General features: G+C 68.4%; 11 protein-coding genes. All 11 read right to left on the bottom strand.

Annotation, left to right across the window (positions count from 1 at the left end):
* A partial coding sequence (locus AC3XYG_RS25175) for a SidA/IucD/PvdA family monooxygenase (RefSeq protein WP_489142612.1) occupies positions 1 to 614 on the bottom strand: 614 nt, incomplete at its 3' end.
* Between the two features lie 27 nt (positions 615 to 641).
* A complete protein-coding gene (locus tag AC3XYG_RS25170) occupies positions 642 to 1,727 on the bottom strand; it encodes a GNAT family N-acetyltransferase (protein ID WP_489142611.1) in 1,086 nt (361 codons plus the stop codon).
* Positions 1,728 to 1,903: 176 nt separating this feature from the next.
* On the bottom strand, positions 1,904 to 3,586 hold the full coding sequence (locus tag AC3XYG_RS25165; RefSeq protein WP_489142610.1) for a cyclic peptide export ABC transporter: 1,683 nt from the start codon (positions 3,584 to 3,586) through the stop codon (positions 1,904 to 1,906).
* 99 nt (positions 3,587 to 3,685) lie between these two features.
* The gene (locus AC3XYG_RS25160; RefSeq protein ID WP_489142609.1) at positions 3,686 to 3,907 is read right to left on the bottom strand and encodes an MbtH family protein; all 222 of its coding nucleotides are present in this window, start codon (positions 3,905 to 3,907) and stop codon (positions 3,686 to 3,688) included.
* A 215-nt stretch (positions 3,908 to 4,122) separates the two neighbouring features.
* Positions 4,123 to 6,135: a Fe(3+)-hydroxamate ABC transporter permease FhuB gene (fhuB, locus tag AC3XYG_RS25155; RefSeq protein ID WP_489142608.1), complete on the bottom strand. Its 2,013-nt coding sequence runs from the start codon at positions 6,133 to 6,135 to the stop codon at positions 4,123 to 4,125.
* Complete coding sequence (locus AC3XYG_RS25150; RefSeq protein WP_489142607.1) at positions 6,132 to 7,076, bottom strand: ABC transporter substrate-binding protein; 945 nt, start codon at positions 7,074 to 7,076, stop codon at positions 6,132 to 6,134. Before AC3XYG_RS25150 ends, fhuB begins: the two co-directional genes overlap by 4 nt.
* Positions 7,077 to 7,093: 17 nt before the next feature.
* Positions 7,094 to 9,574, bottom strand: a complete 2,481-nt coding sequence (locus AC3XYG_RS25145) for a TonB-dependent siderophore receptor (protein ID WP_489142606.1) — start codon at positions 9,572 to 9,574, stop codon at positions 7,094 to 7,096.
* Between the two features lie 193 nt (positions 9,575 to 9,767).
* Positions 9,768 to 10,658, bottom strand: coding sequence for a YqcI/YcgG family protein (locus AC3XYG_RS25140; protein WP_489142605.1), 891 nt, complete (start codon positions 10,656 to 10,658; stop codon positions 9,768 to 9,770).
* A 67-nt stretch (positions 10,659 to 10,725) separates the two neighbouring features.
* Positions 10,726 to 12,180 carry a cupin domain-containing protein gene (locus tag AC3XYG_RS25135; RefSeq protein ID WP_489142604.1) on the bottom strand — a complete coding sequence of 485 codons (1,455 nt, stop codon included), beginning with the start codon at positions 12,178 to 12,180 and terminating at the stop codon, positions 10,726 to 10,728.
* Between the two features lie 183 nt (positions 12,181 to 12,363).
* Positions 12,364 to 13,128 (bottom strand): thioesterase II family protein, encoded by a 765-nt coding sequence (locus AC3XYG_RS25130; protein WP_489142603.1) that lies wholly within the window; start codon positions 13,126 to 13,128, stop codon positions 12,364 to 12,366.
* Positions 13,129 to 13,437: 309 nt separating this feature from the next.
* Positions 13,438 to 17,249: non-ribosomal peptide synthetase (locus AC3XYG_RS25125; RefSeq protein WP_489142602.1), on the bottom strand; the 3,812-nt coding region annotated here is incomplete at its 5' end.

Here is a 17,249-nt window from a genome sequence, read left to right as displayed (position 1 = left end):
CGGCCCGCCCCGTCCAGCCCGAGCCCGCCGATGCGGTCGAGGTAGCGGGCGGAGTGGAACAGCCTGGTGTCGCTCGATGCGCGGACGAAGGCGGCCGGCACATGCGGCGTGCCCCCGGCGGCGACGACGAGGTTGAGCGCGCGCCGCACCACCTCACCGCCCGATGGCGTGCGGGACCGGATGCGCAGGCAGGTCACCGCGCCCTGCGCCGTTTCCGGCTCGATCGCCACCACATCCTCGCCATAGGCGCAGCAGGTTTCGAACCGCGCCGCGACCCAGCCGAGGTAGTCGTTGAATTCGATCCGGCTGGGGAAGAAGGACTTCAGGTTGATGAACGCCTCCAGCCGCCCCTTCTCGTGCAGGTAGTTGATGAAGGTGAACGGGCTGGTCGGGTCGCGCAGCGAGACCAGGTCCTTGACGAAGGAGATCTGCATGTCGCTGCCTGGCAGCAGCATGCCGCCATGCCAGGTGAAGCGGTCCTGCCGTTCGATGAACTGATAGGCGCAGCTGGTGCCGCGCTGGCGGACCGCGTCGTCGAGCGCGATGGCCAAGGCCAGGTTGGACGGGCCGAAGCCGACGCCGACGACGTCGTAGAGAGCATCCTGGATCATCATGCCAGCCCCGGCTGCGTCACGGCCGGATCAGGCGGAGACAAGATCGGCGGTCCGCGCGGCCGGCTGGGCCGATGCGGCACCGGCGGCGGGCAGCCACAGCCGGTCGCCGAAGAAGCGCTCGCGCAGCAGCATCACCAGCGTCGCCCGCTTGTGCGGGAAGTCGAAGTTCTTGATCTTGGCGAAGCCCGAGGTCTCCAGGTTGCGGATCTGCTGCACATGCGCCATCGCCGGTTCGCCGACGATGCGCTGGGTGCGGCAGTCGTTGAGCAGCAGGTAGTGCATCAGCGACGGCAGCCAGGCGCTGATGAAGCGCCGCCCGCGATAGGCATCCTCGCCCACCACCACATGCCAGCCACGGTCGTAGTCCTGGACGTCGTAGAACGGCGCCAGGCGGTTCTCACGGGCCCAGTAGATCTCGAAATAGCCGAAGGGAACGCCGTCGAAGCTGCCGATCAGCGGCACCATGTGCGGGTCGGCGATCAGCCCCGAGAGGTAGCGGCGATGCTTCTCCAAATCGCCATCCTCGTTCCAGAACGCGGCGACCCGCGGATCGTTCATCCATTTGTGCACATAAGGCAGGTCGGCCTCGACCGTCGCGGCATGGAAGGCGATGGTCTGCCCCAGCCACGGGATGTGGCGGGCATAGACCGTCCCTTGCGGCTTCGGCGCGCGCTGCGGGTGGCGCTTGCCGTCGGTCATGACCAGGCGCTGCGGGAAGGCCGGCAGGTCCGGCCGGCCGAGCCAGAATTCGGTCTGCTGCATGAACAGCGCCGGCAACACCACAAGGTCGGACCCGATGGCAATGCCGCGCCGCTGCAGCGCATCGGCCAGGGTGGCGCGGCCACCGAGGTCCAGCACCAGCCGCTCCAGCTCCGGATGCCAGCCGAAGACGGCCTCGATCGCCGCCGACAAGGGGTACAGCAACGCCACATCGTCAGCCGCGGTCCCGGCCAGGACCAGCCGGCCTCCGGCCAGCGACAGGGTCAAGGACGGTCGGCCGGCCTGCCGCACCACAATCGCGTCGGCATCACGTACGGTCTCGATCGCCGCCCCGCCCTCCGCCACGAAGGACTGGAATGCCGGGCCGGCCGAAGGGATCGGTGCAGCGTCCATCGTGCTCTCCTCGTCAGGCCCCAGGCCGGATCCGGTCGGATCACGGGCGGCCCATCCGCGCCTGCGGATGAGAATAAGTATCAATGTCAAACTATCAGACGGCCACCGGCGTCTCAACGCATGAATCCGCCGCCGGCCGCCCGCACCCGCCCCGAAGGGCAGGTGCCTTGATCCAATCAGACCGCGGTCTGCATCGCCGGCGGCGCGACGCTTTCGTCCTGCACCAGCTGGCCTTCGCGCAGCCGGACGATCCGGTCCGCGACGCCGAAGTAACGGTCGTCATGCGACACGACGATCACCGTCTTGCCCTGGCGTTTCAGGTCCGGCAGCAGCTCGGTGTAGAACACGCGGCGGAAGGTCGGGTCCTGGTCCGCGGCCCATTCGTCGAACATCATGATCGGGCGCTGCTCGAGATAGGCGTGCACCAGGGCCAGGCGCTTGCGCTGCCCGGTCGACAGATCGGTGGTCGAGAACGCCGTCTCGGTGACATCGACCTTGTGGTCGATCTCCAGCCGCTTGAGGTAGGACCGCGCCCGGTCGAGCGATTCGGGGTCGCTGCGCGGCAGCTCCTCGAACAGAAAGTAGTCGGAGAACACGGCCGAGAACAGTTCGCCATAGGCGCCGGCCTGCGCCGGGCCGATCGGTTCGCCATCGAGCAGCAGCTGGCCGGAGGTCGGCGTGTACAGCCCGAGCAGCAGCTTGATCAGCGTCGTCTTGCCCGAGCCGTTCTCGCCGACGATGAACAGGGTCTCGCCCTTGGCCAGGGTCACGCTGAGCGGCCCGAGCTCGAAGCCGCCACCAGCCCCGTCCGGGCCGCCGAAGCTGTAGCGGACGTCGCGCAGCTCGATCGACTCCGCGAGGCCGGCCTCGCCCGTCACCGCCGGATCAACCTTGGCATGTGCCGAGATGCCGTTGGACAGCGCGGCGATGCGGCCGAAGGCGACGCTGGCCTGCGCCACATCCGGGATCGCGCCCAGCACCAGGTCGATCGGCCCGCGCATGAACAGCAGCACGATGACGAAACCGCTGAGCGTCGCCGCGTCGAGGTCGAGCGGGCCGCGCAGCGCCAGCATCACGCCGATGAAGATGAAGAACAGGGTCGACCCCAGCGCCTCGGCCGACCAGTACAGCTTCATCGCCCGGATCTTCAGGTTGCTGATCTGGTCCGCGGCGCCGGACAACTGCACGCCATGGACGCGCTCGCGCCGGCTGCGGCTGAGGCGCAGCTCCTTGGCGCCTTCGGTGATGGCCCGGTACTGCTTCTGCAGTTCGTCCTGCGCCACCCGGACCTGGCCGTAATAGGCGTTCCACCGCGTGCTGGTGGCGTAGTGCAGCCAGACATTGATGCCGATCGCCAGGATCGCGATCGGGAACAGCAGCGGCGACAGGATCAGCAGATAGCCCAGGCAGCCCAGGATGATGGCGAAGGAGATGGCGTAGTTGGAGATGTTGAAGGTCAGCGCGCTGACCGTGTCGATGTCGCCGTTCAGGATCGCCAGCAGGCGATGGGCCCGGTAACGCTCGATCGTCGCCACGGGGACCTGCAGGATGCGGGCCGAGATGTCTTTGCGCAGGGCGGCGATCAGCTTCTGGCCGATGATGCTGTTGCCGACGCCGGCGATCGCCCGGCCGCCCAGCGTCAGGACGCAGAGGCCGACGAAGCCGAGGCCGAAGGCCAGGGTGAAGTCGCCAGGACTGTGCAGCGCCTTGTTGATCGTCGACAGCAGCCACGCGGTGCTGAGGCCGCTGGCCGCGCCGAGGATCGACGCGACGATCACCGCCGGCCAGAATGGCTTCAGCAGGCGGGCGACTTCGCCGCGCATCGTCCCCGGCCGCGGGTCCAGGTCATAATCTGCCATTCTGTCCTGCTTGCCTTGTGCTCGCCGGCATGATCGGGGCGGCAATCCGAAGGGACTGTCGCCGCATGTGGCAGCGCCGGACCGGCCGGCGCCTCGCCCTCAGGGCTGGCCGCCGCTCTGGGCTTCCAGGGCGCGACGCAGGCTCAGGGGCCGCATGTCGGTCCAGACCTCGTCGACATAGGCCAGGCATTCGTCCTTGCGGCCCTGCTTGCCGACCGCGCGCCAGCCCGCCGGGATCTCACGATAGGTCGGCCAGATCGAATACTGCTCCTCGTCGTTGATCACGACGTCGAAGATCGTGTTCTCGTCACCCCAGCTCATCGCGCTCTCCGTAACCCCAGGAAATGGATCATGGCCGCCTCGGCGGCCGCAGGATTGGCCCCGGGAAGGACCCGGCAGGCCGTGACGACATCCGGCCGCGTGCGCAGCCTAGCCCGGTCAGCCCTGTCATCGACCGGCCCGCATATTTCGGACGCATGGGTAGCAGATATGCGAATGACTCGCAACAGCACAGATTCGATCGTCGCGGAGCATGGTCATGACCGCTCCCGCCGCATCAGGATCATGAAGTAGGGCGCACCGATCAGCGTCGCCAGCAGCCCTGCCGGGATCTGGAACGGGAACATCACGGTCCGGCCCAGCCAGTCGGCGATGATCATCAGCAGGCCGCCGGCCAGCGCGGCGCAGACCATCTGCTGGGTCGCGCGGGTGACGCCGAGCAGCCGGGCGATCTGTGGCGCCATCAGCCCGACGAAGCTCAACGGGCCGACCACCAGGGTGCCGGCGGCGGTCAGCACCGCGATCAGCGACAGCAGGGCGAATCGGACCCAGCCCAGCGACAGGCCGAGCGCGCGGGCGGCCGGTTCGCCCAGCGGCAGGATGTCCAGCCAGCGGGCCGCCAGCAGGGTCGCCGGCAGCGCCACCACGGCCATGACCGTCGCGATGACCGCGCTGTCGGCCGAGACCAGGTAGGTCGACCCGCTCATCCAGACCAGGACCGATTGCAGGCGGGGATCGCCGCTGATGGTCAGCAGGGCCCCGACGGCGCTGAGCGCCATGCTGACGGCGACGCCGATCAGCAGCAGGTGTTCGGGCGAGAAATGCGACCGGCGGGCGAGGGCCAGCATCCCCGCGAAGGCCAGGAAGGCCCCCAGGACGCCAGCCGCAGCCTGCTCGAACGGGCCGGCGGCGGGCAGCATCAGGATGGCCAGGATCACGCCGAGGCCGGCGCCCGAGGAGATGCCGAGCACCTCCGGCGACGCCATCGGGTTGCCGGTCAGTCGCTGGACCATGGTGCCCGCCCCGCCGAGCATTGCCCCCGCGGCGAAGGCGGCCAGCACCCGCGGCCAGCGGAACCGCAGGATCTGCTCGAACTCCTGCTGGCTGCTGAGATGCCAGCCCTGTGCGCCCCGGCCGAAATACAGCGCCACCCAGGCCGCGGCGAGCAGCAGGACCAGCATCAGCCCGGCCAGTGCCCAGCCATGGGCGGACGGGGGCACGCTGCCGCCCGTCTCTGCCGGCACCAGGGCCCGGCTGCGGATATGCGCCAGCTGCCACAGCATGATCGGGGCGCCCAGCAGTGCCGCCACGATGCCGGTGGGCAGGCCGCTGGCGACCTCGGGCCCCAGGCTTTGCACCAGCTGGTCGGTCAGCCAGAGCAGGCCGGCCCCCAGCAGCGGCGACCAGATCAACTGCTCATGGAAGCGGCGAACCCCGGTGAGGCGGGCCAGGGTCGGCGCCACCAGCCCGACGAAGCCGATCACGCCGATGGCGCTGGCCACCGATGAGCTGAGCAGCACGGCGATGACCAGGGCGGCGATCCGCGTGGTCCGAACCGAGATGCCGAGGCCGCCGGCGACGCCGTCTTCCAGATGCAGGGCGGCGAGCGGCCGGACCAGGATGGCGACCAGCCCGAAGGCGATGACGATGACCGGCAGCACCCGCAAGGCGGGCGACCAGTCATTCTGGACCAGCGACCCGCTGCCCCAGATGAACACGCTTTGCAGCCGTTCGGGGTAGAGCAGGCTGAGGCCGGTGGCGAGGCCGTTGCAGAGCAGGCCGACGATCATGCCCGCCAGCACCAGCGACAGCGGCAGGAAGCCGCGCCGCCCAGCCAGGAAGAACGCCCCGGCCAGGGCGGCGGCGGCACCGCCGAAGGCGGCCGCCTCCCGCCCGAGCGTCCAGGAGGCCGGCAGGGTGAGGGTTGCGACCATCAGGGCGAGATAGGCGCCGGTCGACACGCCGAGCGTCGTCGGTTCGGCCAGCCTGTTGCGCAGGACATGCTGGAACACCGTGCCCGCCAGCGCCAGCGCGGCACCGCACAAGAGGGCGATGGCCGCCCGCGGCAGCAGGCTGTCATGGACGATGACCTGCCGGATGTCGGACGGGTCGGCCGACAGGACCGCCCCGAGCCAGCCCCAGCCCGGCATCCGCAGCTGCATGGTCCGGATGGTCAGCACCAGGGCCACGGCCAGGATCGCCGAGGCCAGGACCGCGACCCGGGCGAACGGATGGCGCCGCGGCAGCGACAGGCTGGAATCGGCCATCATCCCTTCACCTGATCCAGCGAGGTCTCGAGGCCCTGGGCGAAGCGCATCGCGCTCCACACCCCGCCGAAGAACCAGACCGGCGGCAGCACGCTGATCCGCCCGTTGCGGAAGAACGGCAGGCTGCGCCAGATCGCGCTGTCGCGGGCCGCCTGGTCGAGATCCGCCTGGTCGATGCCGAGATAGAGCAGATGGGCATCGGCCGCATCCAGCTGGTCTGGCCCGACGATCGAGAATCCCCAGGTGGTCTCCGGCCCATCCCAGGCATTGCGCAGGCCGGTCCGGTCCAGCACGTCCTGCAGGATGTTGTTCTGGCCGAAGATCATCAGATGGTTCGGGTCGACGAAGCGGGCCATGTAGAGCGGACGGCCGAAGCCGCCGATCCGCGCCCGGGCCGCGGCGATCGCCGCATCCGCATTCGCAATCACCCGGGATGCGGCGTCGGCACGGCCCAGGGCTTCGCCGAGGCGCAGCAATTCCTGCTGGGCGTGCTGAAGGGGCTGGCCTTCCGGGAAATAGATGGTGGCCGTCACGCAGGGCGCGATCGAATCCAGCTCCGGGATCGTCTCGGCCTGGGCCGGGTTGGCGACGATCAGGTCGGGAGCGAGCTGCTGCAGCAGTTCCAGGTTCGGCGTCGTCCGCAACCCGAGTTCGACCGCCCCGTCCGGCAGCGCCGGCTGGCCCACCCAACGGCGGTAGCCGTCGACCTCGGTCACGGCGACGAGGTCGGCCCCGAGCGACAGCACCATCTCGGCCAGGGTCCAGTCGAGCGCGGCAATCCGCGGACCGGCCGGCCCGGCTCTGGCGCCATCGATCGGCGCCGCCAGCAGGGCAGCAAGCAGGGCGAGACAGTCACGACGGCCAAAAGCAGTCGTCCGGCCCCCGTGAGGGGGCCGGACAATCACACCATCCGAAGAGGGGGACGACAGCACGCGCCGCCGCATCTCAGGCCATCATCCGATTACCATTTGTAGCTCAGCGTCCCGATCACCGTGCGGCGCAGGCCGTAGTTGCAGAGGAACGTCGCGTTGCAATAGGAGACGTATTCCTTGTCGAACAGGTTCGAGGCGTTGATCGCCACCTTCAGCCCCTCCAGGTCGGGCCGGTAGGCCCCGAGGTCGTAGCTGATCATGGCGTCGACCACGGCGAAGTCGGGCACCTTGAAACCGTCCGTGTACTTGCCGTCGATGGCGCTGATCGCATCACCGACATAGTCGCCGCGCGTGCTGCTCTGGTACCGAACGCCCAGCCCCAACCCGAGGCCGGCCAGATCGCCCGACGCGAAGGTGTAGTCGCCCCACGCCGAGAACAGGTTCTTCGGAATGGCGAGGGGCGCCTTGCCAAGCATGGTCGGGTCGTTGGTTTCGGAGTTTATGACGTCCTGATAGGTGTAGCTGAAGCGCAGGTTGAGTCCGTCGATCGGGCTGACCACGGCGCCTAGCTCGAAGCCGCGGGAATGGACCTCGCCGGTCTGGATGCTGAAGCCCGGATTCTGGCGGTCGGTGGTCAGGACATTGCTCTGCCGGATGTCGAAGACCGCCGCCGTCAGGAAGCCATTGAAGCCGCCGGGCTGGTACTTCACGCCACCTTCGTACTGGGTGCCCTTCGTCGGCAGGAAGGCATTGCCCTGTGCATCCACCCCGGGTGTCGGCTGGAACGAAGTCGAATAGCTGAAATAGGGTGCGAGGCCATTGTCGAATTCATAGACGATGCCGCCGCGTCCGGTCAGGGCGCTGTCGTAATTCTTCCCGTTCGTGCCGGCGACAATGTCGCGCGTCAACGCATCCACCCAGTCGTTGCGCAGGCTGCCGACCAGGGTGAGGTTGCCGATCTTGAGCTGGTCCTGGACATAGAGGCCGGTCTGGATGTTGTTCTGGCCAGTCTTCATCGTGACCGCGGGCGCTTTCACCGATTGCCAGTATTTCGGATCGAAGACGTCGAAACTGGGAACATCGGAGAAATCGATACCCGTGGACTGGGTCAACCAGGACCGCTGGTAATCCAGCCCGAACAGGAGCGTGTGATCGACCGGGCCGGTCGAGAACTTCACCTGGGACTGCGTATCGATGTCGACCTGCCACATCTGGTCATGGTCGTACCAGCGGTAGCGGTTCAGGGTCCTTTCGTCAGGATCCAGCCCGGCGAAGCTGGTGAACAGCGACCCGACATGGGCATCCAGATAGCCGAAGCGCATGTTCTGGCGCACCGTCCAGGCATCATTGACCCGGTGCTCCAGCGCGTAGCCGAGGTTGTACTGTTCGCGCGCATACGTGTTGTAGCGCGGGTCGCCGGTGAAAGTGCTCGACGAGATGTGCCCATTCGGATTCGGCAGCACGGTGCCCCGCGATGGCAGCTGATAGTACAGCCCCAGATCGGGTTCGTACTGATAGCTGCCGAGAATCGTGAAGGTGGTATCGTCGTTCGGCTTCCAGGTGAAGGTCGGGGCGATGGCGACGCGCCGGTCCTGGGTATGGTCGACCTGGGTGTCGGCGAGCCGCCCCAGCCCGGTGACCCGGTACAGGAACTTCCCGTCCGGATCGATCGGGCCGCCGACGTCGAACGCACCCTGGAGGTGGCCGAAATTGCCGACCTGCAGTTGCACCTCATGCAGCGGTTCCGATGGCGGACGCTTGCTGACGAGATCGATGATGCCGCCGGGCGCCGCCTGGCCATACAGGACCGAGGCCGGCCCGCGGATGACGTCGATCCGCTCCAGGAAATACGGGTCGAACTGGTTGACGCCGTACGAGCCGTCGGACAGCCGCAGCCCGTTGAGGTACTGATCGACCTTGAAGCCGCGCAGGTAGAGATAGTCCGCCCTGCTCTGGCTGTCGTTGCCGCCCGTGACACCGGGCACATAGCCGACGGCCTGGGCCACGCTCTGCGCACCCCGGGCCCGGATTTCCTCCTGACCGACGACTGAGATCGACTGCGGCGTCTCGATCAGCGGTGTATCGGTCTTGGTGCCGACGGCACTCTGTGTCGCGACATAGCCGTTGAGCGGGCCCCAGGCCGTCTGCTGGCCGCCCTGCACCACGATCGGGGCCAGATCGCCGGATGCGCTGGCACCCGCCGCCGGTGCCGTCCCCGCCTCGGCCGCTTCCGGCTGGTACACCGTCACCGCGCCGGGGGCGGAGAAGCGATAGCCCAGGCCGCTGCCCGCCAGCAGTTGGGTCAGGGCGTCCGCCCTGGAATAGGTGCCTTTCAGGCCGGCGGACTGGCGCACCACCGCGGCGTCATAGTCCAGGCGCAGGCCGGACGCCCTTGCATAGGCCGCGAGGGCGGACGCCAGCGGTTGGGCCGGAATATCATAGGAAACGGCGGTGCGGTTGGCCTGGGCCGGTGGCACCTGGGCCCGGGCGGCAGCCGTCCAGGCCGGCTGCAAGAGCAGGGTCAGCGCGATGACGCTGACGCAAGCCCGATCAAAACGCTGGAACACCATCCCCCGCCCCCGTCTTTCCGCAAAATGCTGCGAATGAGTATCAAGAACTTTAAGTACATGCAATCCATTCTCAATTGCATGGAACGTATTCGTCAGACGTGTGTTGCCGGGCCGTCTTTCACTGGAAATCCGGGACAGCGGCACTCATCGCCCACCCTCCCCGGCGGACGCCCAGCCCGACAAAGCGGGTCGCTCAGATCTTCGATCGTTTCGTCGTCACATCCGCCGTCGCCCAGTCGTCATCCTGTTCGGGCACGGCGACGACGGGTCGGGCCAGGGAGGTCTGGGCCAGGGAGGTCTGGACGGACGCCTTCAGGGCGCGTGCATGGCGCGTCAGGAACGGGCACTTCCCGACCTCGGGCGCATCGCCGTCGGGCAGGAAATACTGCTTCCATTCGCGATTGGTCGGGTCGCCATAGACGCCGAGGTCGGAATGCGCCGACACCCCGTCCCATTTCAGCAGCCGGTGCCGGACCGAGGACCGGGCCTGGGCGCCGATTTCCTTCTTCGTGATCGCGTCGATGAACACGCTTCTCGGCTGGAACAGCAGGATGACCCCGGGGCCGAGGTTGCGGCTGCGGCGCCGTTCATAGGTCGGGCTGCAGCCGACCACGAACATCTGCAGGTTGCTGAAGGTGAATTCCCATTCCGCGTCGGACGGGTCCAGCATCTGCTCGTATTTCGTCAGCTCCGGATCATGGTCGTGCAGGTACTGCAGCACGTCCCAGCAGAAGTAGCGGAACTCGTCATGGGTGAAGGCCTCGTCCTTCGGCTCGAAGAAGACGGCGAAGTTGTTCTTCTGGTTTTCGAGGCTGGCGGACAGCTCGGCGAAGCGGGCCATGGTGGCCGGCAGATGGCTGAAATCCGTGCCGGAGGCGTAGGTGTAGAACATCTCGCCCCGGCGCTCCGCCTGCGTTCCGAAGAAGCAGGGGAAGGCCGGGTGGATGACGTTCTCGCGGAACTCCTCATAGGCGGCGACCAGCCAGGGCGGCGGCTCGGTGATGCCGACCTGCTGGCCGACCAGCACCCGCTCGGTCCAGACGCCGTTGGTCATCTCGGCGTCAGTGTCGTTTTCAGCCGTCATGGCGGTCACATCCCTCTGCACGCCGTCCTGGTCGGGCCAGGCGGCTGTCCTCCGGTTTCGACTGACGTCAGCGTGCCGCGGCGGCCGGGACGGCCTCGTCCGGCGCGGTCCCGTCCAGCAGGGACTGGATCCAGTCATCCGGGATGATCGGCTGGTGGTAGGTGCACTCCTCGGATTCGATCGTGGAGCCGTGCAGGCGCCCCTCCGGCACCAGCACCATCTCGCCGGGCTCCAGGTGCAGCGCCATGCCGAGATTGCCCCAGAACACCATCTTGCCCGACTCGATCACCACCAGCCGGTGGTCGTTGTGGACATGGGTGGTCGAGCACATCTCGCGCGGCTCGACGAAGGTCTCGCGGTCGATGTCCGGGCGCTCCGCCTGGATCCGCCGGTCGATGGCGTGAGCGTAGCCGCGATAGGTCTCGACCGCGGACAGCCAGCGCAGCTGGTCGCCGATATCGGTCCGGGCGCAGGCGGCCAGCACCCGGGCGGCGCTCAGCCCTGCCGCGACCTGCTGCAATCCGTCATCGCCGTAGCGCTCGGCCACGGATTCCAGCAGCCGGGCGAAGCGGATGCCGAGATTCTCGAGCGCCGCGCCGGTGGCCTGGTTCAGGCCGGCATCGCTTTCGACGTTGAGCCGCGCCGCCGCCTGCCCGACCAGGCAGCCGAAGCCAAGCCACTGCGCCTCCGCGGCGAAGGCGGCGCCGTACAGGGCCAGCGCCTTGTCCGGCCGGCTGGCCAGGGCGTGCAGGAAGTTACAGGAGGCGAGGCTGCTGGACAGGTAGAACTGCCAGTAGGAATGCTCGCGCTTGGTCACGCCGCAGCGCATCGCCAGGCGATGCAGGGTGCGGTCGCCGGGAGCCTCGGGGCTGAGCTGCGGCCGAGCCGCCGCGGGCAGCAGGTCGAAATAGCCGGTCGCGGCCGCACCGCCCAGGGCGTAGCGCTTGGACGGGGCGAGCGACCAGTTCTGGATCAGCGCGAACCGCAGGCCTTCCTCGAGATAGTCAGCCTTCACGAGGAGTTCGAGCATGCCGCCCCAGAAGCCGGCTTCGGTCTGCAGCAGGTCCTGCAGCTGGGCCGCGATGTCGGCCGCACCCGTGGCCTCCACCGGCACGTCGCAGAGGAAGTTGAATGCGAAATTCTCGAGATACGGCCGGATGCGGCTGCCCAGCATCTGGTTCTGTTCGCCATAGAACTGGCGATAGCTGTCGATCGTCTCGGGCTCGTTGTCGCGCGGCAGCCGCGCGACCTTCAGCTCGTTGATCGACAGCAGCAGCCGGTTGGCGGCGAGGAAGGGCAGCCGGGTCACCGTCTTGGCGCTGACCGCCTTGCGGTATCCGATGAAGGCCAGGTCTTCCGGCCGTACCGGGCGCCGGTAGAAATCCTCGTCGAGCTCGAGCTCCTCGACCTCCGCGCTGCGGAAGGGATGCTGCCCGGCGAACTGCTTGATCAGCTCGACGATCTCGTCGCGCTGGGGCAGGTGCTGGGCGAAATCGAAGATCCGCTGGGGATGGGTGGCCATGATGCGTCACGTCCTCTTGCCGGCCGGCCCGGCGGTGCGGTGGCGCGATCGCCGGCCGCCAACCCGCTGCAGGGCAGACCTTGTGTGTGCGGGCCGGTGACACCGGCCCCGTCGATCGCCTTGGCTACCGTCAGGTGGCTATGCGCGTCAGATGGCTGTGGGTGGAGTGTGGGGGCGGCCCGGCTAGCGCGTTGCGGCGTGCGGAACGACCGGGTCGCCCCCCGTGGACCGCGATCGCCCGGCCGCCTCGGTCAGGGCGCTTTCGACCAGCGCCACCACCCGGTCGCGTTGGTCGGCGATGAAGAAATGCCCCCCTTCGATCATCTCGATCCTGTGGGCACCGGAGAATTCGAGCGACCAGTCGGACAGATTCTCCGGGATCTGGGAGATCTTGTCCCCGGTCCCGCTGAGAACCAGGAGGGGCGAGGCCAGCGGCAGGCGCTGGGACGGTCTTTCGTAGGTCCCGCACAGATGGAAATCGGCCCGCAGGGTGGGCAGCACGAGATCGAGCAATTCGCGGCTGGCGAACACTTCCGCCGGCGTGCCGCCCAATCGGTGCAGTTCCCGCAGCACGTCGTCTTCCGGGCACGTCAGCCAGTCGGGCTCGCGGTCCCGCCGCGCCGGGGCCTTGCAGCCGGAGGCGCCGAACCAGAACGGGGTGTGGCCGGTGCGCTCGCGGATCGCATGGGACAGTTCGAGGCCGACCAAGGCGCCCATGCTGTGGCCGAAGATCGCGAAAGGCTGCGCCAGATAGGGGCGGATTTCCGCCGCCAGCCGGTCGACCAGCGACGGCCAGTCGCGCAGCACCGGTTCGCCATGCCGCGCGCCATGCCCCGGCAGGTTGAGCGGGACCGGGTTGATCCAGGACGGCAACCGAGCCTTCCAATCGTGAAAGGCCCCTGCGCCGCCCCCGGCATAGGGCAGAAGAAGCAGGTTGACCGTCGTCATGCCGGGATGCCTCGCACCACCGACGGACTCACCTGGAGGCGCTTCGGGTCACGCGGCATGAGTCTCTCGTCCCTTCTCCAGTTCACGCGCCTTCTCCCTTGGCGAAAGGAAGGCCGCGCTGCGCTGTCGGCCGCCCGAATGGCCGATCCTCCCGCGCGGAGCGCAGGCGGACGCCAATGAGGTTTGCGCGCCCACTCATAATGCGAATTGTTCTCAATTGCAAGAGTGCCTGTATGACCATTCGTTTCGGCCGGCCTGCCGCCGACTGCCCCTCGGTCGGGACAACCGGCGACACCCGAATCGCGTCCCTTAGGCCGCCTCGCCGGCCTGGTCGGCATCCTCCTCCGCCAGCAGCGCGCCGACGGCCTGGAGCAGGGCCGGGTCGCGGATGATGTCCATATGCCCGGCAGACAGGACACCCTTGCCATGCACCCGTCCCCGCGTGTGCGGCTGCCAGTCCATCAGCTCCGGCTGGTGCACCGCGGTCTCCTCCGCCCACCAGGTCGTCACATCCGCCGAGATCACCGGCAGCCGGTAGCCCTTCAGCAGGAAGTTGTGGTGCCGGTACGCCGTCATCACCGCGTGCAGGAAATGGTCGTCCAGGGCCTGTCCCGCCCGCGACAGCCAGTCCGGATCGAGCACCTGGGCGAAATGCGCCCGCGCTTCGGCCAGGGTCGGCTCCTGGTCCCCGCTGTCCAGCGCGTCCGGCGCGGCCACGGCCAAGGTGTCCACCAGGCCCAGGAACGAGACGTCCTGCCCCTGCTGCTCGAACACCGCCGCCATCTCGACCGCGAGCCAGCCGCCGAGGGACCACCCCAGCAGGCGGTAGGGTCCTTCAGGCTGGATCACCCGGATCGACCGCACATACTCCTCCGCCAGGGCGGTGAAGCTGGCGGCGCGCCAGCCGATATCGCCGATGACGGGGGATTGCACGCCGTAGAGCGTGGCCGATCCCGCCAGGTCGCCGGCCAGCTCGCCGTATTCGACCGCCAGGCCGTAGCTGGGATGGATGCAGAACAGGGCGGGGGCCCCTGCCGCATTCATCGGCTGGACGCTGCGCGGGGCAGCATCCTTCCGCCCGTCCAGCTCCGCCGCCAGGGACGACAGCAGCGGGTTGGCGAACAACAGGGCGAGGGTGAGCTGCGGCAGACCTTCCCGCTTGGCGACGGCGACCAGCTTCAGCGCCTTGATCGAGTCTCCGCCGATCCGGAAGAAGTTGTCGGTGATGCCCACGGCGGGGAGCGACAACACCTCCGCCCACACCGCGCACAGGATCCGCTCCGTCTCCGTCCGCGGCGCCTCCATCGCCGATGCCGTGATCTCCGGCTCCGGCAGCGCGTTGCGGTCCAGCTTGCCGTTCGGCGTCAGCGGCAGACGCTCCAGCACCACGATCGCCGACGGGATCATGTGCTCCGGCAGGTCACGGCCTAGGGCCGTCCGGATGGCGTCCGGGTCCACATCGCCGGTGACGTAACCGATCAGCCGCTTGCTCTCGCCTGCGCCCTTCAGCGCGACCGCAGCTTCCTTCACTCCGACACAGCCCCGCAGACCCGCCTCGATCTCGCCCAGCTCGATCCGGTAGCCGCGCAACTTCACCTGATGGTCCAGGCGGCCGAGGAACAACACCGTGCCATCCGCCCGCATCCGGCACAGATCGCCGGTCCGGTACAGCCGGCTGCCCGGTTCGCCATACGGATCCGGCACGAAGCGTTCCGCCGTCAGCCCGGGGCGGTTCAGATAGCCCCGCGCCACGCTGTCGCCACCGACGCACAGCTCGCCCAGGCCGCCCGCCGGCACCACCGCGCCGTCACCGTCCAGCACCATCGCGCTACGGCCGGGATACGGCCGGCCGATCGGCACGATCGTCTCCGACGCATCCGATGGGCTCGTCCGGTGGTACAGCGACGACATCGTCGTCTCGGTCGGTCCATACCGGTTGTCCAGCCGGACATGGCCGAGCGGACTGGCCGCCCAGGCCTGCAGGCTGTCGCCGGGCAGGAATTCGCCACCCACCGTCACCCGTCGCAGCGCCGGCGCCGCAGCCGGCATGACGCGCAGCCATTCCTGCCAGAACGAGGTCGGGATGTCGGCGACGGTTAGCTGTTCCGCCAGCATCCAGGCGGTCAGCTGCTCCGGCGTCCACATGGTCCGGCCACGCAGCACGACCCGGCCGCCGGTGACGAGGACCGGCAGCATCTGCTCGGACCCCGCATCGAAGTTGATGGTGGAGAACTGCAGCGCCGCGTCGCTGCCGACATAGCCGAAGGCCGGGATGAAATCGTCGAGATGCAGGCTGAGCGAGCCATGGCTGATTGCCACGCCCTTCGGCTTGCCGGTCGAGCCCGACGTGTAGATCACATAGGCCAGCTGCAGCGGATGCAGCGGCGCATCCACGAAGGGTTCCGCAGCCTCGGCCAGATCCTCCAACACCACCAGCCGCTGCCCCGCCAGCAGGCCGGACAGCGCTTCGGCGCTGTCCCGGTCCGCCACGATGCAGTGCAGCCCGGCATCCGCGATCATGTCGCGCAGACGGGCCTCGGGATAGGACGGGTCCAGCGGCACGAAGGCACCGCCCGACCGCAGCACGCCCAGCAGCGACGCCACCATGCCGACCGAACGCTCGACGCACAGGCCGACGCGGACATCCGCCGCCACGTAGAGCCGCTGCAGCGCCGAAGCCACCCGGCCTGACAGATCCGCCAGCCCGCCATAGCTCAGCCGCTGCTCGTCACAGACCACCGCCGTCGCCGACGGATTCAGCCCGCACTGCTCCAGCACCCGTTCGGTCACCGGCCGGAAGGCATAGCCCTGCCGCACCGGCGTGATATCCGCCCCACTCAGCACGATATCGCCGAGGCGCAGATCGGCCTCGGAGGCCAGTTGCTCCAACACCTCGAGGTAATGGCGACGCAGCGCCGCCACGCTCGCCGACGACACCCGCTCACCGTCCCAACCCCAGCTCACGGTCGTTTCCGTGCCCGGCACGATCGCCAGTGTCAGCGGGTAGTGGGTCCAGCCCGACGTCGCCATGTGGCGCGGTGCGAGGTCGCTCGCCGCCGCACGCATCGCATCGTCGATCGGGTAGTTCTCGAACACCACCAGGCTGTCGAACAGGCTTTCACCCGCCTGCCCTGCCCAGCGCTGAATCTCCGACAGCGGCGTGTGCTCATACTGGCGCAGCTCGCTGTTCCGATCCTGCAGCTGTCGCAGCCAGTCCGACACGCGTGCGCCGGGATCCAGGAGCACCCAGACCGGCAGGCTGTTGATGAACAGGCCCAGCATCCGGTCGGACCCTGCCAATTCCGGCGGGCGCCCCGACACCGTCGTGCCGAACGCCACCTGGCGCCGGTTGCCGTAGCGCGACAGCAGCACCGACCAGGCGCCCTGCATCAGCGTGTTCAGCGTCACAGCATGACGCTGCGCCACAGACCGCAGACGCGCATTCAGATCCTGCGGCAGTTGCTCATCCAGCCGGTGCGTCCCGGGTTCGCCGGCCGCCCGCGGCTCCAGGCTTTCCAGCAGGCCCGCCGGCTCATCCACCTCGGACAGCCGCTCGCGCCACCAGCCCTCTCCATTGCCCTGGCGTGCGAGCCAGGACACGTATCGCCGGTACCGGGGAACGACAGGCATCGCGATCGGCGCCCCCCGGCGCAGCGCCTCGTAGGCGGCACCGACCTCGCCCAGCAGCTGTGACGTGCTCCAGCCATCCATCAGCACGTGATGGTGGGTCCAGACCAGGTCCGATCCGCCATCCGGGCGGGTAAACAACGTCACCCGCATCAGCGGCGCGGCGGACAGGTCGAAGCCGCGTGCCAGATCCTGTGCCCGCCAGGCCGAAAGCCGATCCTCGAAGCCGGCCTCGTCTGACGAGTCATGGGCCGACCAGTCCTGCAGCTCGATCGGCCGGGACGCCGAGTGCCGCACCACCTGCAGCGCGTCGCCGGCGTGCCGCCATTCGAACCCGGTGCGCAGGATATCATGGCGGGCCACCGCCGCATCCCAGGCCCCCCGCAGTGCGGTCACGTCCAGCACCTGCGGCAGCGACAGGTGCAGCTGGTTGACATAGACGCCCTCGCCCGGGCGCATCAGGCTGTGGAACAGCATCCCCTGCTGCGCCGGGG

This window comes from Inquilinus sp., assembly GCF_057815775.1.
Note: the sequence above shows the minus strand (reverse complement) of the source record. Positions and strands in the feature narration are given on the sequence as shown.